Origin of the sequence: Borborobacter arsenicus (assembly GCF_003934165.1) — a bacterium.
Taxonomy (GTDB): domain Bacteria; phylum Pseudomonadota; class Alphaproteobacteria; order Rhizobiales; family Rhizobiaceae; genus Pseudaminobacter; species Pseudaminobacter arsenicus.
Window position 1 is genome coordinate 77,826 of sequence record NZ_RKST01000021.1, and the last position, 18,752, is coordinate 96,577.

General features: G+C 59.9%; 19 protein-coding genes. 11 read left to right on the forward strand and 8 right to left on the reverse strand.

Annotation, left to right across the window (positions count from 1 at the left end; translation table 11 throughout):
- Position 1 precedes the first annotated feature (1 nt).
- Entirely contained in the window at positions 2-463 is a 462-nt protein-coding gene (locus EET67_RS20815; RefSeq protein WP_342634678.1) for a DUF6644 family protein, read from the forward strand.
- Between the two features lie 115 nt (positions 464-578).
- Here the strand turns inward: EET67_RS20815 and leuB are convergent, their stop codons facing one another.
- From leuB to EET67_RS20840, 5 genes are all read right to left on the reverse strand, one after another.
- Positions 579-1,691: a 3-isopropylmalate dehydrogenase gene (gene leuB, locus EET67_RS20820; RefSeq protein ID WP_128628139.1), complete on the reverse strand. Its 1,113-nt coding sequence runs from the start codon at positions 1,689-1,691 to the stop codon at positions 579-581.
- Between the two features lie 85 nt (positions 1,692-1,776).
- The gene (locus EET67_RS20825) at positions 1,777-2,160 is read right to left on the reverse strand and encodes a RidA family protein (RefSeq protein WP_128628140.1); all 384 of its coding nucleotides are present in this window, start codon (positions 2,158-2,160) and stop codon (positions 1,777-1,779) included.
- An 11-nt stretch (positions 2,161-2,171) separates the two neighbouring features.
- The gene (locus tag EET67_RS20830) at positions 2,172-2,999 is read right to left on the reverse strand and encodes a hypothetical protein (RefSeq protein ID WP_128628141.1); all 828 of its coding nucleotides are present in this window, start codon (positions 2,997-2,999) and stop codon (positions 2,172-2,174) included.
- A 111-nt stretch (positions 3,000-3,110) separates the two neighbouring features.
- Positions 3,111-3,716, reverse strand: a complete 606-nt coding sequence (leuD, locus tag EET67_RS20835; RefSeq protein WP_128628142.1) for a 3-isopropylmalate dehydratase small subunit — start codon at positions 3,714-3,716, stop codon at positions 3,111-3,113.
- Between the two features lie 78 nt (positions 3,717-3,794).
- Complete coding sequence (locus EET67_RS20840) at positions 3,795-4,964, reverse strand: NAD(P)/FAD-dependent oxidoreductase (RefSeq protein WP_128628143.1); 1,170 nt, start codon at positions 4,962-4,964, stop codon at positions 3,795-3,797.
- A gap of 108 nt (positions 4,965-5,072) precedes the next feature.
- Here EET67_RS20840 and EET67_RS20845 point away from each other — a divergent pair, with 108 nt between their 5' ends.
- Together EET67_RS20845 and EET67_RS20850 are read left to right on the forward strand one after the other, a co-directional pair.
- Entirely contained in the window at positions 5,073-5,954 is an 882-nt protein-coding gene (locus tag EET67_RS20845) for an HpcH/HpaI aldolase/citrate lyase family protein (RefSeq protein WP_128628144.1), read from the forward strand.
- Between the two features lie 52 nt (positions 5,955-6,006).
- Positions 6,007-6,213 carry a DUF1737 domain-containing protein gene (locus tag EET67_RS20850; protein WP_128628145.1) on the forward strand — a complete coding sequence of 69 codons (207 nt, stop codon included), beginning with the start codon at positions 6,007-6,009 and terminating at the stop codon, positions 6,211-6,213.
- 46 nt (positions 6,214-6,259) lie between these two features.
- Here the strand turns inward: EET67_RS20850 and EET67_RS20855 are convergent, their stop codons facing one another.
- Positions 6,260-6,688, reverse strand: coding sequence for a metallopeptidase family protein (locus EET67_RS20855; RefSeq protein WP_128628146.1), 429 nt, complete (start codon positions 6,686-6,688; stop codon positions 6,260-6,262).
- 201 nt (positions 6,689-6,889) lie between these two features.
- On the opposite strand from EET67_RS20855, the gene EET67_RS26140 reads away from it, so the two are divergent.
- Genes EET67_RS26140 through EET67_RS20865 form a run of 3 tightly spaced genes read left to right on the forward strand, consistent with a single transcriptional unit; the run spans position 6,890 to position 12,640 of the window.
- The gene (locus tag EET67_RS26140; RefSeq protein ID WP_165899987.1) at positions 6,890-7,888 is read left to right on the forward strand and encodes an ImuA family protein; all 999 of its coding nucleotides are present in this window, start codon (positions 6,890-6,892) and stop codon (positions 7,886-7,888) included.
- Complete coding sequence (locus tag EET67_RS20860) at positions 7,830-9,275, forward strand: Y-family DNA polymerase (protein WP_165899989.1); 1,446 nt, start codon at positions 7,830-7,832, stop codon at positions 9,273-9,275. Before EET67_RS26140 ends, EET67_RS20860 begins: the two co-directional genes overlap by 59 nt.
- Positions 9,272-12,640, forward strand: coding sequence for an error-prone DNA polymerase (locus EET67_RS20865; RefSeq protein ID WP_128628148.1), 3,369 nt, complete (start codon positions 9,272-9,274; stop codon positions 12,638-12,640). Before EET67_RS20860 ends, EET67_RS20865 begins: the two co-directional genes overlap by 4 nt.
- A gap of 13 nt (positions 12,641-12,653) precedes the next feature.
- Here the strand turns inward: EET67_RS20865 and EET67_RS20870 are convergent, their stop codons facing one another.
- Together EET67_RS20870 and EET67_RS20875 are read right to left on the reverse strand one after the other, a co-directional pair.
- Complete coding sequence (locus EET67_RS20870; protein WP_128628149.1) at positions 12,654-12,863, reverse strand: Trm112 family protein; 210 nt, start codon at positions 12,861-12,863, stop codon at positions 12,654-12,656.
- Entirely contained in the window at positions 12,863-13,321 is a 459-nt protein-coding gene (locus EET67_RS20875) for a pyridoxamine 5'-phosphate oxidase family protein (protein WP_128628158.1), read from the reverse strand. Before EET67_RS20875 ends, EET67_RS20870 begins: the two co-directional genes overlap by 1 nt.
- A 207-nt stretch (positions 13,322-13,528) precedes the next feature.
- Here EET67_RS20875 and EET67_RS20880 point away from each other — a divergent pair, with 207 nt between their 5' ends.
- From EET67_RS20880 to EET67_RS20900, 5 genes are all read left to right on the forward strand, one after another.
- On the forward strand, positions 13,529-13,735 hold the full coding sequence (locus EET67_RS20880) for a hypothetical protein (protein WP_128628150.1): 207 nt from the start codon (positions 13,529-13,531) through the stop codon (positions 13,733-13,735).
- 113 nt (positions 13,736-13,848) lie between these two features.
- A complete protein-coding gene (locus EET67_RS20885) occupies positions 13,849-14,328 on the forward strand; it encodes a Ros/MucR family transcriptional regulator (protein ID WP_128628151.1) in 480 nt (159 codons plus the stop codon).
- 484 nt (positions 14,329-14,812) lie between these two features.
- Positions 14,813-16,198 (forward strand): polysaccharide deacetylase family protein, encoded by a 1,386-nt coding sequence (locus tag EET67_RS20890; RefSeq protein ID WP_128628152.1) that lies wholly within the window; start codon positions 14,813-14,815, stop codon positions 16,196-16,198.
- The gene (locus EET67_RS20895; protein ID WP_128628153.1) at positions 16,195-16,959 is read left to right on the forward strand and encodes a formyltransferase family protein; all 765 of its coding nucleotides are present in this window, start codon (positions 16,195-16,197) and stop codon (positions 16,957-16,959) included. Before EET67_RS20890 ends, EET67_RS20895 begins: the two co-directional genes overlap by 4 nt.
- A 448-nt stretch (positions 16,960-17,407) precedes the next feature.
- The gene (locus EET67_RS20900) at positions 17,408-18,412 is read left to right on the forward strand and encodes a hypothetical protein (RefSeq protein ID WP_128628154.1); all 1,005 of its coding nucleotides are present in this window, start codon (positions 17,408-17,410) and stop codon (positions 18,410-18,412) included.
- Positions 18,413-18,752: the final 340 nt, after the last annotated feature.

The window sequence follows — 18,752 nt, forward strand, 5'->3', positions numbered from 1 at the left end:
CGTGGAATTCCTCGCGCTTCTCCAGCAACTGCCGCCGGTCCAGGCGCTGAAAAGCTCCTTCTTCGCCTATCCGGTCGTCAACGCCCTGCACATAGTCTCGATCGGCACGCTGTGGAGCAGCGTTCTGCTGATGGATCTGCGCATCCTCGGCGCATTTTCCGAACTGCCCTACAAGCCCTTTACAAGGCTGTTGCGCCGGGTGGCGCTGATCGCCTTCTGCGGCGCTGTCCTCACCGGCTTCAGCATGTTCGCCATCAAGGCCACGGAATATGCGGCAATGCCGGTGTTTCTCGCCAAGATGGCGCTGATCCTGCTCGCTGCCGCCAATTTCCTGCTGTTCCTCAGGCTCGGCGGCAAGGATGGCAAGGGGGAGGACAGCCGCAAAATCCGGATTCCGGCCGTCCTCTCCATCTTCCTATGGTCCGGCGTCGTTCTTGCCGGACGCTTTATCGGCTTTCTCTAAAGCAATTCCAGCAAAAGTGTGCAGCGGTTTTGCGCCAGGAATTGCGTAAAAACAAAAGGTAGATCATTCCTGCGACAAGAAGAGAGGCAGGAATGATCCATGCTTTTCGCCGTCCTCAGTTCGAGAGCGCGAGGAACTTCGCCAAGATGGCGTCGCCCATGGCGCTGGTACCGACCTCGGTTTTGCCTTCCGACATGATGTCCCTGGTGCGCAGGCCATCGTCGAGCACGGCGGCAATCGCTGCCTCGAGCTTGTCGGCCTCGGTGACCATGTTGAAGGAATAGCGCAGGCACATGGCGAAGGAGGCGATCATGGCGATCGGATTGGCCACGCCCTTGCCGGCGATATCGGGTGCCGAGCCATGCACCGGCTCGTACATAGCCTTCCGCTTGCCGGTGACCGCATCCGGCGCACCCAGCGATGCCGAGGGCAACATGCCGAGCGAGCCGGTCAGCATCGCCGCCACATCCGACAGCATGTCGCCGAACAGATTGTCGGTGACGATGACGTCGAACTGCTTGGGCCAGCGCACCAGCTGCATGCCGCCGGCATCGGCCAGCATGTGGTCGAGCTTGACGTCGGAATATTTCGCCTTGTGGAGCGCCGTCACCACCTCGTTCCACAGCACGCCGGACTTCATGACGTTGCGCTTTTCCATCGAGGTGACGTGGTTCTTGCGGGTGCGCGCAAGCTCGAAAGCGACGCCCGAGATACGCTCGATCTCGAATGTGTCATAGACCTGCGTGTCGATGCCGCGCTTCTGGCCGTTGCCGAGATCGATGATCTCTTTCGGCTCGCCGAAATAGACGCCGCCGGTGAGTTCGCGCACGATCAATATGTCGAGCCCTTCCACCACTTCCGGCTTCAGCGACGATGAGGCGGCAAGGGCCGGATAGCAGATTGCCGGGCGCAGATTGGCAAAGAGCGCCAGGTCCTTGCGCAGGCGCAGCAGACCCGCCTCGGGGCGCACCTCATAGGGCACCGGGTCCCATTTCGGGCCGCCGACGGCACCGAACAGCACGGCGTCGGCTGCAAGCGCCTTTTCCATATCGGCATCCGAAATGGCCTGGCCATGCGCATCATAGGCCGAGCCGCCGACCAGACCCTCGTCGGTCTCGAAGCCGGTGCCGAACTTCTCGTTCATCGCCGCAATCAGTTTTCGGACCTCACCCATTGCCTCGGGGCCGATCCCGTCGCCGGGGAGGAGGAAGAGCTTGCGCGATGCCATAGAAGGAACCTTTCAGGAAAGCGTGGACAGGCGCGTTGCTAAACGGCCTGCCGCCGGCGCGCAAGGCCGAACATAGACAGGGCGGTCAGGAATTGCGCTTCAGCGCCGTAACTTCGATCTCGATCTTCATTTCGGGCTTGATCAGCCCGCTCACCACCATGGTTGCCGCCGGGCGGATGTCGCCGAACGCTTCGCCGAGGATCGGAAAGACGATGTCGGCAAAACCCTGGTCGGTGATGTGGTAATGCGCCCGCACCACATCGGCCATCGAGAAGCCAGCCTCCGCCAGTGCCGCTGCGATGGTGGAAAGGCAGTTGCGGGTCTGGTCCTCGACCGCATCCGGCATGGTCATGGTCGCATAGTCATAGCCGGTCGTTCCCGACACGAAACACCAGTCGCCCTGTACCACCGCGCGCGAATAGCCGGCGGTTTTTTCAAAGGGCGAGCCGGTGGAGATGAGTTTTCGCATGGCGTTTGCCTTCAATTTCTACCCAGGATTTCGGTCATGATCCGGCGCAGTTCCTGCGGCCACTGCGCCTCGGCGGGCCAGGTCGTAATGGGTGGATTTTCGCCCTGCTGGGCAAAATAGAGTTTTTGTCCGCGCGGATCGATGGCCATGAACGCGTCGGCGCTGCCGCAGGCATGGGGCACGCAGCCATTTCCAAAAAGAACGCCCGATGAAGTGCGCTCGAAGCCACTGCCAACCGTCAGCCCAAGGGCCACATCGTTGAGCCTGTCGCCGAGCAGTTCTTGCGCGGCGTGATAGACATCCTCATTGGCGAATGCATCCACGACATAGGTAGGCGTTTTGGTTTCTAGCTCAGCCCACTTCGTTCCGGGTTGCGGCGTATAGGCAAGCTCTCCGGCAGTTGTCAGCCGCTCCAGCGGCGACCAGGCCTGGACCGCGGCAGTTGCGCCCGGTAGCAGATAAGGCACGAAATAGAGCTTGCCGGCCGCGGCGGCGACGGGCGGCGCGCCGCAATCCTCGCCGACAATGTCGGTTTGCAGGCCGGCTTCGTCCTTCCAGGCGATGATGGTCGCGGGCCCGCAGGCATTGCCGCCCTGTCCGACATCGAACAGCGCCACACGGGTATCGGAAACCTCGAGGATGCGATTTAGATAGACGACATAGTCGCGGGCAATCTGCTTGCCGTCATAGGCGAGGATTTTGTCCATATCCTCAGTCTCGACAATGGTGAAGGTGCCGCCCTCGAAGGGGATTTCCTGCTTTTCGTCCTCCTGCGCGGAGGCCGAAGCTACGCCGGCGACGACGAACAATGCCGTCGCCAATATCCGCATCACTCGCATCTGTGGCTCCCTCGATCGAAAGTCGGCCGGAGGGTCGGCGTCGGGCAGCCTGTTGTCAAGCCGCCCGTGCAACGTCAGACGGCTCCGTCTGACTGCAACATGCTCCAGTGATCAGGCCCAGGGCCGGCTTTCGGCGTTCTGCTTTTCAAAACTGTCGATTGCCATGGCCTTTTCCATCGTCAGGCCGATATCGTCGAGACCGTTGAGCAGGCAATGGCGCTTGAAATCGTCAAGGTCGAAGGTGATGACGCCGCCATCCGGCCCGCGGATTTCCTTGGCCTCGAGATCGACCGATAGCGTGGCGTTGGCGCCGCGCGAAGCGTCGTCCATCAACTTGTCGAGGTCTTCCTGGCTGACGGTGATCGGCAGGATGCCGTTCTTGAAGCAGTTATTGTAGAAAATATCGGCGAAGCTGGTCGAGATGACGCAACGGATTCCGAAATCGAGCAGTGCCCAGGGCGCATGCTCGCGCGAGGAACCGCAGCCGAAATTGTCGCCGGCAACCAGGATCTGCGCGTTGCGGTAGGCCGGCTTGTTGAGCACGAAATCCGGATTTTCCGAGCCGTCCTCATTGAACCGCATCTCTGCGAACAGGCCCTTGCTGAGGCCGGTGCGCTTGATCGTCTTCAGATAGTCCTTGGGGATGATCATGTCGGTATCGACATTGACGATCGGCAGGGGGGCGGCGACGCCGGTGAGTTTGGTGAATTTATCCATGGCTTTTGCCCGTTTGCGGTTCCGGGGATGGTTCGCCCCTGCTTTACACAAAGGGCGCGGTGAATCAAAGAGGCGGCGTCAAATCACATTGAGTTCGCGGAACGGCCGGTTTTCGGCGATGCGGGCATAGGAAAAGGCCGAGCAGTCGATGCTGCGATAGCCGCCATGAACAATGAGTTCGGCGAGCGCCTTGCCCACCGCCGGCGCCTGCTGCAGGCCATGGCCGGAAAAGCCGTTGGCAAAGATGAAATTGCTTAACCGCGGGTGCGGGCCGATGACGGCGTTCTGGTCGAGCGTGTTGTAGTCGTAGTGGCCGGCCCAGGCGCGCGTCGGCTTGATCGCCTCGAAGGCCGGTACACGGGTCGCCAGCACCGGCCAGATCACTTCCTCGAACAGCGGCCAGTCGGGATCGAAATCGGCCGGGTCGGCAGCCTGCTCGCCCTCCTCCATCTCCGCGCCGCCGGTGATATAGACGCTGCCTTCGGGGCGGACATAGATGCCGCTGGGATCGACCATCAGCGGCATGTCGGCGAAGCGGTCGCGCGCCTCGAACACGAAGACGCTGCGCTTGCGCGGCTCCACCGGCAGGAAAAGCCCGGCCATAGCCGCAACCATGCCGGCCGAAGGCCCCGCCGCATTGAAGATGGTTCCCGCCTCGAGCCGCTCGCCATTGTCAAGCATCACGGCGCTGACCCTGTCGCCAGCCCGCTCGATGCCGGTCACCGTCTGGTGGATGAAATCCACCTGCCGGCTGCGCAGCGTCTTGCGAAACAGCATGAGCAGCGCATGCGCGTCGAACCAGCCCTCGCCCGAGCGCCCGAAGGCGCCGGCCGAAATGCCTTCCGTCGACAGCCAGGCAAAGCGCCGCGACAGGGCCTGCGCATCCTCCAGCACGATGTCGGTGCCTTCGGCAACCTGCGCGGCATGGTTCTGTTTCAGGATCGGCAGGCCGCTTTCGCCGGCAAGGATGAGATAACCGTTTTCGCGGAAACCGATATCGGCTTCCTCGCCGAACTCTTGCTTCAGCCGCCTGAACAGGCCGAGCGTGAATTGCGACAGGCGGATATTTTCGGCAATCGAGAATTGCTGGCGGATCGAGGCGCAGGAGAGCGTCGTCGCCGAATGGGTGAATTGCGGATCACGCTCGATCAGCGCGATCGACCCGGAAAACCCTTCCTCGCGCAGATAATAGGCTATCGAACTGCCGACGATGGCCCCGCCGATGATGATGACGTCATAGCGCGCCATGTGTCTTTCCTTGATGATCGAATCGCAGGTGGAAGTGCAGAGCCCTATCAAGCTTGCCGTTTCCGGCTCTTGCAAGAGCCAGCATTGCCGGGCAAAGAAGACCACACAATGTCGCAAGCCGCACCCCATCTGCGCCGCTCGGTGCTCTATATTCCAGCCTCAAACGACAGGGCCCTGGCGAAAATCGCCGCGCTTGCCTGCGATGCCATCATCATCGACCTGGAAGACGCGGTCGCGCCATCGGAAAAACCCGCTGCGCGCGAAAAACTTGCCGCGATCTTCGCCAGCCGCCCTTCCGGCATCCGCGAGATAATCGTGCGCATCAATGCGCTTTCCAGCCAATGGGGCAGCGACGATCTCGCCGCTGCGCTGGCCTGCAAGCCCGACGGCATCCTTCTGCCCAAGGTCGAAACGCCGCGCGACCTGCTGGAAGCCGGCGACCTGATCGACGAGCAGGATGCGCCGGACAGCGTGCTTTTATGGGCAATGGTCGAGACGCCGCGCGCGCTGCTCAATATCGGGGCGATTGCCGAGCTCGGCCGCGATCCCGCCTCGCGGCTTTCCTGCCTGGTTGCCGGCACCAACGACCTCGTCGCCGCCACCGGCATTCTTGCCACGCCCGACCGGCGCCATCTGGTGCCATGGCTGATGCAGATGCTGCTTGCCGCCCGCGCCGGCGGCCTCGACATACTGGACGGCGTCAGCAATGATTTTCGTGATCTGGGTGCCTTCGCAGTCGAATGCGCCCAGGGTGCCGCCATGGGTTTCGACGGCAAGACCCTGATTCATCCCGCACAGATCGAACCGGCGGACACCGCCTTTGCGCCATCCGAAACGGCGCTGGCTGAAGCGCGCAGGATCGTCGAAGCCTTCTCGCTTCCTCAGAACGCCGGCAAGGGCGCCATCGCGCTTGACGGGCGCATGGTGGAACTGCTGCATCTTGCCCAGGCGCAAAACCTGCTTGCCAAGGCGGCGATGATTGCCAAGTAGGCACAAAAGGCGTCAATCTGCGGCATGACCCCTTCGCGACGGGAATGATGCCATGAAACTTTTCCGCTTCCTGACCGGCCCCGATGATGCGAGCTTCTGCCACAAGGTGACGGCGGCGCTGAACAATGGCTGGCACCTGTTCGGTTCACCCACCTATGCGTTCGACGTCGAGACCAGGACCATGCGCTGCGGCCAGGCGGTGGTGAAGGATGTCGAGGGGGTCGAATACGAGCCGGAAATGAAGCTCGGCGACTACTGACTGCCGCCCGGCAGGCAGCATCTTTCAACGCGGATGCGGCCGATGGTCAGTTCTGGTCGGCTTCTTCTTCGAGCCGCTCCATGTCGTCGTCCGACAGGCCGAAATGATGGCCGATTTCGTGGATGAGCACATGGGTGACGATGTCGCCCATCGTTTCCTCATTCTCGGCCCAATAGTCCAGGATGGCGCGCCGATAGAGCGTGATCCGGTTGGGACCCTCACCGGTCTGCGGGTTCCAGCGCTCGGCGATCCCCCGCCCCTCGAACAGGCCGAGCAGGTCGAATGGCGTTTCCATCGACAGATCGTCCATGATCTCGTCGGTCGGGAATTCCGCGATCTGGATGATGATCTCACCGGTGAGGCGACGGAATTCCTCCGGCAGATGGGCATAGGCCTCGATCGCCATGAGTTCCATTTCTTCCATCGACGGTGAAAGCTGGTCGTGCCATGCGCGGGTCTTGTAGATGCGGGCCATTCTTTTTCCTTTTGACCGCATATAGCCTTTTGACGGCGGGCTTTCGAGCCTTTTGCATCCGGCTGCAAAAAATCTGGTTTTGGGCATCTGCCGGGCCTGGCCAGACAGGAATAAATTCTTGAAAAGACGTGCTTGACTCTTCAGGTGCGCTCTGGAATCTATAAGAACATAACAGGAACATTCTCGGAAGAGCATACCGTCATGGCACTATCGGCCGTGGCGCAGGAGACCGTTTTGGCCCTGCGCCGAAAAATTGCACGGCTGGAAGCTACGCTGCCGGAACGGCTGGCGGCGCCGACGGATACGGCAGATGCCGTGGTGCTCCGGCGCCATGGGGCCGCCCGGCCGGAGAGACTTCTGCTGCCCACCGGCGCGCAGGCCTTCGATGATGCGCTGGGCGGCGGAGTGCCAGGGGCGGCACTGACGGAAATCCATGGCGCACAGATTCGCGATGCCGGGGCCGCAACCGGATTTGCCCTGTCGCTCGCCGGGCCCATCCTGCAGAGAACAGGTGCTGCGCGCGCCCCGATATTGTGGATCGGCACGACGGAGATCTTTCGGGAAACCGGGCTCCCCTATCTTCCCGGGCTGTGCGGGCATTTCGGCATCGCTTCCGGGGACCTGCTGGTCGCCGAGGTGCCGAAGCTGGTCGATGCTCTTTGGATCGCCGAGGAAGCCGCCGGGCTGAAGGCGCTTTCGGCGGTGCTGCTGGAGATACAGGGCTATCCATCGAAACTCGACCTCACGGCCACGCGCCGCCTGCACCGTCGCGCCCAGGCGGCAGGGCGGCCGGTTTTCCTGCTGCGACAGGCAGCCATGGCCGAGCCGACGGCCGCTCCGGTGCGGCTGGTCGTTTCGCCGGCATCCGCATCCCCGCGCTGGACGCTGAACGGGCCCTTGGCGGGCTCCATCGGCCCGCCCGGCTTCAAGGTCAGGATCGACAAGAGCCGCACTGCCCCGCCCCGGCAGTTCACATTGGAATGGAACGCCGATGAGCACATCTTCACAGACAGACGGAAGCAAGCTCTCCCGCCGCAGGATCATGGCGCTGTGGTTTCCCTATCTCAGCACCGAGCGGACCCTGCGCCAGCGCCTGGGACCCTCCTGGCGTTCCGCGCCGGCGGCGGCAAGGCCGCCTCTCCTGATAAGTCATCGCGAGAAGAACACGCAGCGCATCGCCGCCCTCGACGCGCAGGCTGAGCGGCTCGGGCTCAAACCCGGCATGGGCATCGCCGACGCCCGCGCCATGCATCCGGCCATAGAGATCGTCGAAGCCGATCCGGCCGCGGACCGCCGCCTGCTGGAAATCCTGGCCGACTGGTGCGATCGCTACACGCCGCTGGTGGCCTTCGACGGAACGGATGGCCTGTTTCTCGACATCACCGGCTGCGCCCACCTCCTGGGCGGCGAAAAACCGCTGCTTGACGACCTTCACGCGCGCTTTTTCCGGCAAGGTTTCGATGTCCGGGCCGGCCTTGCCTCCACGCCGGGAGCTGCCTGGGCGGCAGCGCATTTTCTCGGAAACCGCATCGTTGCGGAGGGCGGCGAACAAGGCCTGCTCGCTGCCCTGCCGCTTGCCGCCCTGCGTCTTGATCCGGCAACCCGGTCGGAGCTTGAAAGCGTCGGGCTGCGCCTTGTCGGCATGCTCATGCAAGCGCCTCGCGCGCCACTTGCCCGCCGCTTCGGCAAGACGCTCCTGATCCGCCTCGACCAGGCTCTGGGACAACTGGAGGAGACGATTTCGCCGCGTCTGCCGGTTGCCCCCCTGTCGGTGGAGCGGCAACTGGCCGAGCCCATATTGCTCATGGAAGGCATCGAAAGCCTGACTCTGCTTTTGGCCCGCTCGTTGAAAGCCGATCTCGAACGCCGCAACGAGGGCGCCCGCATCCTGCAGCTCCTGCTGTTCCGGGTCGACGGCATGGTCAGCCGCATCACGGTGAGCACGTCGCGCCCCCTGCGCGAGCCGCATCTCATCGGCAGGCTCTTTCATGAAAAGCTGGCAGCCATGGAACATGGGCTCGACGCCGGCTGCGGCTTCGACCTCATCCGCCTTTCGGTGCTTTCATCCGTCCCTTTCGAAGGGCAGCAGGCCGATCTTGCCAGCTCCATGGAGGATAAAAGCGAGGATCTGGCGCTCTTTGCCGACCGTGTCCGGGCAAGACATGGCGACAGGGCGATCATGCGATGCCAGCCGGCCGAAAGCCATATTCCCGAGCGGGCGGTTTCCTTCATGCCTTTTACCGAGGCTGGAGGAAAGGCCGAAATCCTCGCTGCGCGAATGCCGGCACGGTCGCCTCGCCCGATCCGCCTTTTTGCGCATCCCGAGCCGGTCGAGGTGATAGCGGCCGAAATACCGGAGGGTCCCCCGGCGCGTTTCCGGTGGCGGCGGGCCCTTTATGAAGTCGCCAGGGCGGAAGGCCCCGAGCGCATCGCGCCTGAATGGTGGCGCGCCGGCCCGGAGGAGGCGACGCGCGATTATTTCCATGTCGAGGATGCCGATGGCCGCCGCTACTGGCTTTTCCGCCAGGGTCTCTATGGCGCCAGGCAAGGCAACCCGCGCTGGTTCATGCAGGGGCTGTTCGCATGAGTGAGGAGGTCTTTCCCCGCACCCCCATCGTCTCGCCGGCCTATGTCGAATTCGGCGTGCAGTCGAATTTTTCTTTCCTCCGCGGGGCCTCGCGGCCGCAGGAACTGGTGGTCGCGGCCTGTATTCTCGGCCATGCCGGCATGGGCCTTGCCGACCGCAACACGGTGGCCGGCGTCGTGCGCGCCTGGACCCAGTCCAAATGCATCAGGCTTTCGGACGATGCCGAGCCGGTGTCGCTTGCCTATCATCCCGGCTGCCGGCTGGTCTTCGGCGACGACACGCCCGATGTGCTCGCCTATCCGCAGGACCGCGAGGGCTGGGGGCATCTGTGCCGCATGCTCACCGGGGCCAATCTACGGCCTGAAACCGAAAAGGGCGCCACGCTGCTCAAGCGGGAAGACCTGCTGGAATGGGGCGATCTCCTGTCGCTCGCCGTGCTGCCGGACCTCTCGGCGCCGGCATCGGACCAACTGGCCCTCATCCGCCAGTTGAAGGACCGGTTCGGCCCGAACCTGCGGCTCGCGGTTGCGCCTCATTATCTCGGCAATGATCGTTTCCGCATCGAACAGGCGGCCGCGATGGCCAAGGCTGCGGGCGTGCCGCTGATGGCGACCAATGACGTCCTCTACCATTCAGTCGAACGGCGCCCCTTGCAGGACGTGCTCACGGCAATCCGGCTTAACCAGCCTGTCGCCCAGGCCGGCTTCGAACTTGCCGCCAATGCCGAGCGCCATATGAAGTCGCCGACGGAAATGGCGCGGCTTTTCCGCAACCATCCGGAAGCGCTGGCCGAAACGCTGCGCTTTGCCGAAAGCCTGAATTTTTCTCTGAAGGAATTGCAGCACAATTATCCCGAGGAAACGACGCAGGAAGGCGTCGACCCTCAGGAGGAACTGGAAAGGCTGACCTGGGCGGGTGCGGCAAACCGCTATCCGGAAGGCATTCCCGACAAGGTTCGGGGCCTGATCCGGCACGAACTCGGGATCGTCGCCGAGAAGAAATATGCCCGCTATTTCCTCACCGTCCACGACATCGTCCGCTATGCCCGCTCGCAACAATGCAACGTGCTTTGCCAGGGGCGCGGCTCGGCCGCCAATTCGGTGATCTGCTATTGCCTCGGCATCACCGAGGTCGATCCCGGCCGTGCCGAAGTCCTTTTCGAGCGCTTCGTCTCGACCGAGCGCAATGAGCCGCCCGACATCGACGTCGATTTCGAGCATGAGAAACGCGACAGGATCATCGCCTACATCTACGAAAAATACAGCGAGAAGCGCACCGCGCTTGCCGCCGCCGTCGTCAGCTATCGCGGCCGTTCCGCCCTGCGCGAGGTCGCCAAGGCGATGGGGCTCTCGGACGATGTGCGCGGCGCCTTGTCGGGCTCGATCTGGGGCTGGTCGTCCAGCACGCTGGGCGAGAAGGAGGCCAAAGCCGGCGGCCTCGACAAATCGGACCCGGCCGCAAAACATGTGATTGCCCGTGCCAACGATATCCTCGGCTTCCCGCGCCACCTGTCGCAGCATGTCGGCGGCTTCGTCATCACCAGGGACCGGCTGGACGAGATCGTGCCGATCATGAAAACGGCGATGGACGAGCGCAAGATGGTCGAATGGGACAAGGACGATCTGGACGCCGTCGGCATCCTCAAGGTTGACGTACTGGCGCTCGGCATGCTCTCCTGCCTCAGGCGCGCCCTCGATCTTCTGGAAGATCATTATCGCGTCCGCGACCCCTACGGCAGAAAGCTGACGCTGGCGACCATCCCGCCGGAAGAAGAACCCGTCTACGACATGATCTGCCGGGCCGACACGCTGGGCGTCTTCCAGATCGAATCGCGCGCCCAGATGTCGATGCTGCCGCGCCTGCGTCCGAGAAAATTCTACGACCTGGTCATCGAGGTAGCGATCGTGCGGCCCGGCCCGATCCAGGGCGACATGGTGCATCCTTACCTGCGCCGGCGCATGAAAAAGGAAAAGGTGGAATATCACAAGCCGGAACTGGAAAAGATATTGAAGCGCACGCTCGGCGTGCCGCTGTTCCAGGAACAGGCGATGGCTATCGCCATCGAGGCCGGCGGGTTCACGGCGGGCGAGGCCGACCAGCTGCGCCGGGCCATGGCCACTTTCCGCCGCAATGGCACGATCAAGGACTATGAAACGCGCATGGTCGAAGGGATGGTGGCAAAGGGCTATCCGCGCGAATTCGCCCAGCGCTGTTTCGACCAGATAAAAGGCTTTGGCGATTATGGCTTCCCCGAAAGCCACGCCGCCTCCTTCGCGCTGCTGGTCTATGCCTCCTGCTGGTTCAAGACCTTCTATCCGGACGTCTTCTGTGCCGCGATCCTGAACTCGCAGCCCATGGGGTTTTATCGCCCCGCTCAGCTGGTGCGTGACGCGCAGGACCATGGCGTCGAGGTCCGGCCCGTCGACATCAATGCATCGGACTGGGATTGCAAGCTGGAGGAAGCGCCGTTCAATCCGGTGCGGATCATTCCGCGGCATGAAGGGATGCGCGGCGTGATCCGCACGAGACATGCGGTGCAACTCGGCTTTCGCCAGATCAAGGGCTTGAGCGAAGACGCCATGAAGGCATTCGTCGCCGCGCGCGGGACAGGCTATGAATCGGTGCGCGACATGTGGCTGCGCTCAGGCTTGCGCGTGGATGCGCTGGAGCGGCTTGCCCAGGCCGACGCCTTCCGCTCGCTGGGGCTCGACCGGCGTGCCGCGCTGTGGGCCGTGCGTGCGCTGGGCAGCGGCAATGCGACCAGCCAGTTGCCCTTGTTTGATCGGCCGGAAATCCGCCTGCGGGAACTGGAGCCCAAGACCGAGCTGCCCGCAATGCCGCTCGGCGAGCATGTCATCCACGACTACCGTTCGCTCGGCCTTTCGCTGAAGGCGCATCCCGTGTCCTTCCTGCGCGACAAGCTCGATCGCGCCGGTATCACCCCGAACTGGCGGCTACCGAATGTTCCGGACGGACAGCGCGTCTGCGTCGCCGGCCTGGTGCTGGTGCGCCAGCGGCCGGGCAATGGCAACGCCATCTTCCTCACCCTCGAGGACGAGAAAGCCATCGCCAATGTCATCATCTGGCCAAGGGTGTTCGACCGCTTTCGTTCGGTCATCATGGGTTCGCGCTTTGTGCGCGTCAGCGGCAAGCTGCAGTCGGAATCCGACGTCATCCACATCGTTGCCGACAGGATCGAGGATCTGACGCCATGGCTGGCGGCACTTTCCGAGGAAGCCCCGATGGCTCAACGCGCCCCTTTGCCGGAACAGGCAGCCGGTCAGCCACGCGACCACGGCCATGCGCGTGCCGCCCTGGCGCGCAAGGTGGGCAGCGTCATGCCCAAGGGCCGCAATTTTCAGTGAGCCCTCGACGATACTATTTTTTATAATCTTCCGGATCGATCGTACGTGCCTCGGAAGGCAGCATGACCGGGATGCCGTCGCGTACCGGATAGGCCAGCCGCGCCAAACGCGACACCAATTCCTGGCGCTTTTCATCCCAGACCAGCGGGCCCTTTGTCAAAGGGCAGGCCAGAAGCTCCAGAAGCTTGACGTCGATCTGAGGAGTATCCTTGTCTCGCGTCATCAAGGTCCCTCCTCGATAGCCTGCCGCCCGGTCACGCTCGTGATCCTGATGCGATAGAACAGATGCGTCGAGGCGGTTGCGACCGGCTGCGGGACAGGCTTGAGCCCACCGGGTTCCCACCAATTGGCGTGCTTTTCGAGCAGCGACCAGGCGTGATCGCGCTCGCGTTTCCATCCGATCCGGTCCGGCAGCTCCTCATAATGGCCGTATACGACCACACTGCGCCAATCCCGGCTGGACCTGAGCTCGCCGATCTGGGCACACACCAGCGGGTTTTCACGCATCCAGTCGATCTTCTGGCCGGGCATCGAAAAACTGTAGAGGTGCTCGTCCGCAAACGCGTAGTGGATCGGCACGACATAGGGCTGGCCTTCCTTCGAACAGGCCGCCAGATGCGCGACACGGGATGCCGCCAGAACGGAAATGCAGTCCTGCCGGCTCATTTCTTTCACAATCATCGCCATTTTCTACCATCCTACCGAAGCTGCCGCACAGCCTCCCACAAGAAGGCCTTATATCCGACACCGTGGCACATCGCCTGAAAATGCCAAGGCGCAACATCCATGATCGGCGCAACTTGAATCAAATCGACGCATAAAAATTGAGGCTTTTGCCACTCTCGGCTCGTAGACAACAGGATTACGGGCGGCGTTTTCGAGGGACCAATGACCAGTGATTTTTCCGCTGCCCGGCCGCTCTTGGAGCAGGCCTATCATCATCTCCAGGGCAATGACGATTTCAGCGTCAAAACGCGCGAAGCGCTCGACCTGATAATCGAGGCGATCGCAGCCGAGCAATTCAGGCGGCCGACCCACGTCGCCAAGATACTCGAATTCCCAAGCCCACACCTGAAGACCAATCGGGGCACATAGCGCGGCCGGTCAGGCTCAGCAGTGGAATTTTCAATGTTTCCAATTCCTTGAGATTGATAGATCGGTCCGTTTCAAATACATCTGCGTTGGGGGTTGGTTGCGAGGAATAAGTAATGGAAATCGAGAACTCAAACTCAACAGAAACCCCAGCGTCCCCCACCTTAACACTCACGGCGGATATCGTATCTGCTTACGTTTCGAACAATGCAGTTCCCGTTGCGGAACTTCCTGCGCTGATCGACCGCGTGAATGCTGCGCTGGTTAGCTTGTCGGCGGCTGCCCAGCCGGCCGAAGAGCAACAAAAGCCGGCAACCTCCGTAAAGAAGTCGATTGCCAACGACTATATCATCTGCCTGGAGGATGGGAAAAAGTTCAAGTCACTGAAGCGGCACTTGATGACCCATCACAGCATGACGCCAGAGGAATATCGGGAGAAGTGGAATCTCCCGCGCGACTATCCGATGGTGGCACCGGCCTATGCGGCCGCACGCTCGACATTGGCGAAGGAAATGGGCCTCGGACGCAAGCCGGCCGTAACGTCGGAGCCTGAAAAGGCACCCGCCAAACGAGGCCGAAAGCCGAAAACTGCCTGACGCCGGGCAAAGAAGCCTCCCGCTGGAGCGGCACACCGGCTTGGACGTCGTGATCCATGCAGCCGGAAGTTGTTCAACTCCATACCGATGACTCTGGATGCCCCTGTTCAATGGAGCGAAGGCCTCGTTTGGGAAGAGGGCGCGCAGCCAATGCAAGCCTCGCTCCGCCGGAGTCTTGCAGTATCCGTAGCCTCTTGCGCGCACCGCTTGGCTTTGCCGCCGGTCGGGTTGCCCGATCGGATGCGGGTGATGGGGGAAAGTCTCCATGGTTAATGCAGCCTTAATGGCAAGTCGTTGTTTTTGTTGGCTTGCGTTACCGCTCGCAACATTTGTCTTCCAGCACACTGTTTGGCCGCCGCGTCACGGACGACGAGACCAAGAAAGCATTTCACCCGCTTATGGATGATATGATGCGTTCGGAAACACCTTGTCATGGATAAGGAGCGCCGATAGGTTCCGGCAACATCAGAGACAGGGATCGCGGATGATACATTTCCTGCTTGAGGGCCTGCCGCTCGAGAGTTTCAATACGATTTCGCATGCGGCATTCGAGTTGGGATGCAGGCTAAACACGCGGTTCAGCATTCATCGGGCTGCATCAACCGTTCCGTCGGGCGGGATCGTGGTCTCATACGGCGATGCAGATGCCGCAGCAGTCGTTGTCCCTATCTCCCCAAAGCCGGGGGCGCCGATACAGGTCGATGACCGCTGGCTGTACGCCAGCCCCGCCGATACACCGGACATTTTTCAGGGAACTGCCGACCTACTCGAATTTCGACATGAATCCAGAATGGGCAGAAGCCGTGACAAAATGGGCAGAATTGGTCCAGCTGCGAACCCTCTTACTCCTTGGCTAAGGGAACCGCTGATCGAGAACAATGCCGAGTACCTGAAAAGGCTCATAGAAAAGCACGGGGCAACTGTTCCCCAGGTATCAACGCCATTTGGTGAGGGCCAATATGCAGTCTGCATCACGCATGACGTGGATGGGCCGCGGCTTCATTCATGGTTCGCGCTTGGACGTTCACTCGCCTACGCGCTGAAAGGCGATAAATACGAACGCGAATCTTTCGAGCTTGGCCTTTTAACCAAGGTGCTTAGGCGGCCGGACCCATATTGGTCTTTCGAGTTTTGGCAGGAACTGGAGCAAAGTTACGGCGCGAGGTCTACTTTCCTTTTTTATATGGGGGAATTGCCTGCCGCCTCACGGCATGCCCGGGACCCACACTACAATCCTCTCAAGGGCCGCTTCCGCGCCACGATGCACCTTCTGAAAGATACAGGATGGGAAGTCGGTCCTCACATCGGAATCAATGGCCACAGCGTCGATGGCTACAAGCAGTCAATCGAGCGCGTGCACAATCTTTGCTGGCGCCGCCCTGTTTCCGTCAGGACGCACTATTGGTCAGGCATGCAGCATCCTCTTTCCGCATGGAAGAATATGGACGAAGCAGGACTGAAAACTGACGCCAGTTTGTCGCCGCAGGCGATCGGGTATCGAGGCGGGGCAATGATGCCTGTGTTACCGTCCTATAGATGGCGCTCCGATCTCGACGGAATCGTTGCAATGCCGACGCCGATCATGGATGCCTACATTGTGCCCCGATCATCTGGTCTCTCTCGGTCAGAATCCAGGGCGCAGGCCACACAAATCCTAGACAATGCAAGGAGGTTTGGAGGCCTAGTGGTGCTGGATTGGCATGCACGCACGCTCTGCAACGCAGGGGCCTGGAAGGGATACATGGCTCCCTTGGTTGAAATTCTGAATGCAGTTAAGGCGGATGGGTCCGCTAAATTCATGACAATGGCTGAGGTTGGCGATGCGTGGCGAGAGCATGCAAAGCGCTGCTTCGTTGGGGAGGCAGCATGAGGCGCTTTGTTGTAATCGCATCCTCAGATAATCGCTACGTCAGGCGCGTCATTCGTAGACTATGCGAGCAAAAACACCCGCCGCACATCGTGCTCGTCGGTTCAAGGGCGCAACGAATACTGTTCAAACTTCAATCTTTCAGACGCATCAGGTCTCAAATCGGCTTGCTGGAAGCGCTTCGCCGTCTAATCCGCTCGCGCTCGGGTGCAAAAAGTCCACAAGAGCCTGAGCCGTCCATGCCCGATCTCCAGAGCAAGTATCGATTCGACTTGCGCACCTTCGATGCTATGAATTCCGGAATCATCCTCGCGTCTTTGCGGGGGTGGCGCGGATCGGTAGCTGTCTTGGCTGGCGCGGGTTTGGCAGATTCAGCGACTATTGGAGCTGTTGGTGGTAGATGCATCAATGCCCACCCGGCGATTTTGCCAGGAATAAGAGGCGTGGACGTGCTGGAATGGAGTCTTGTGAAAAGACGGCCTACAGGTGTTAGCGCCCACCTGGTTGTGCCATCAGTTGATGCCGGCGATGTCCTCAAGACAGAAGAGGTATCACCAAATCCCGGCGAAACGTTCGATGATTTCGCTGCCAGACTTGTTGATAGGCAAGCTGACATACTGGCAGAGGCGGCGATTGAATACGTCGAATGTAAGTCACAGCCTACCCCGCAGGATTTGAGTAAATCTGAGATCGTCCATGTCGCGCCTCGTTCGATCAAGGATCAGGCGCGACAAATGTTCTCCGAACTGTCAGCAAAGCGGTAGTGGATCACTGTGCTTGATAGACATCACGCGAAGTTCACGACACGGTCATGCTGAGGTGAGCAGAAACGCTACCAAAATCACTGAATATGCCACCCGCCGGCCACCGTCAAAAGCTTAATAGAGGCATCGGATAATGCTAAAATTTGGGCGGATGAGGATGTTTATCCCCTACTTTTTTGTATTCATAATGCTCTCTGGGCTTTATACGTATTACGTTTCTCCAGTAAATGAGTACTTAGGATTTTCCTTTAATCTGGATATATATAGAATATTTTCATCAACTCTAATTCTATTTATATTTGTGTTGATAACACCAATAGATAGGAATGTTAGAGGATTTCTCCTTAATATTATTCTATCAATTTGCATTATCCCATCTCTTGTCCTGTACTCGTTTGCAGATAAGCCGAGTTATATTGCCTACTGTATATGGATTGCATGTCTGGTCGTGTATTCTGTCAGCGCATTAAAATTTCCGAGAGTCAGAATTACCAAAATTGGCCCTACGGCACTCATGCGACTCGCGCTTTTGTTGACTATTGGCTACATTATTGTTCTCGCAAAATTTTCGGGCTTCGCAAACTTCAACCTTAATATTTCTCGCGTGTACGATTTCCGTGACGCAGCGGCAGAAAGCATCCCATCGTTTTTTGCTTACATATCTACGGTATTTTCAAAGATTGTAATACCAATTGGTATTGTAATTAGCCTAATGACAAGAAAATATATAACAACATTTTTAATGATTGTCTCATCAATATTGTTATTTGGATTTATCAGCCATCGGGGAGTGTTGATTTATCCCTTTATCTCTGCCGGGATTTATATCGTATTGGCCAAATCACCCCAGTTTTCCAGGGTCCTGATCGTTCTTATGATCATATTTCTAATCGGCTTCATAGATGCGGCCATGTACTTCATGGTAGGAGCCGGATCCATTTGGGGATGGTTCGTTGATATAATCGTGAGAAGAGGGCTTATGTTGCCCGCCCTTCTGGATTTCAATCATATAGAGTTTTTCTGGGACAACCCACGATACTATTGGTCTGCCTCACGACTGACCATGGGCATGATTCCCTCTCCCTACGAACTGCCGCCAGCGAATCTGATAGGTAAGGAATTCTTTCAGAATCCCGCTACTTCTGCAAATACCGGCTTCATTGGAAACGGCTTCGCCCAAGCGGGTTTTTGGGGGATGATCGCCTACTCGATCTGCGTAGGACTGGTGATTGCTTTCCTTGACGCTTACGGGCGATATTTGGGGCTGCCCTTGGTTGCGGCGATGCTCTCCGTCCAGATGATGACTATGTTCACCGGAACAGACTTTTTAACTATGTTTCTCACACACGGCATGCTTGCGTCGCTCGTGGTGCTGATGGTGATGGGATCACCATCCGAGCGCCGTCAGAGAAAGCGACCCCCAATCACCGACCCTGCACCTATCATGTCTTAGCTGCGGCCTCATTCAACGCTTCGCCAAAAAAGCCCGCGCATCCTGAGACACGCGGGCCTGAATGAGATGTCCGACGAAATCGGACAACTGAATTTATCAGAAAACCGCTATAAATACCTTCGGAATGACATAGACGCGGCGGGTGATGACCGTATCTTGACCGGAGCGCGCGCTATAGGCGACCTGCCGAATCGAGACTCATTGTGCGCTGCACAAAGTGGACGAAGCTGGACGCCCGCATTAACCTCGCGCGGTTGGTGATTTCGTGATTCAATCTGGCCGTCATGATTTGGAGGCGGGACGATGGAACAGAGGTCGCTATTCGGGCTTTCGGAGCATC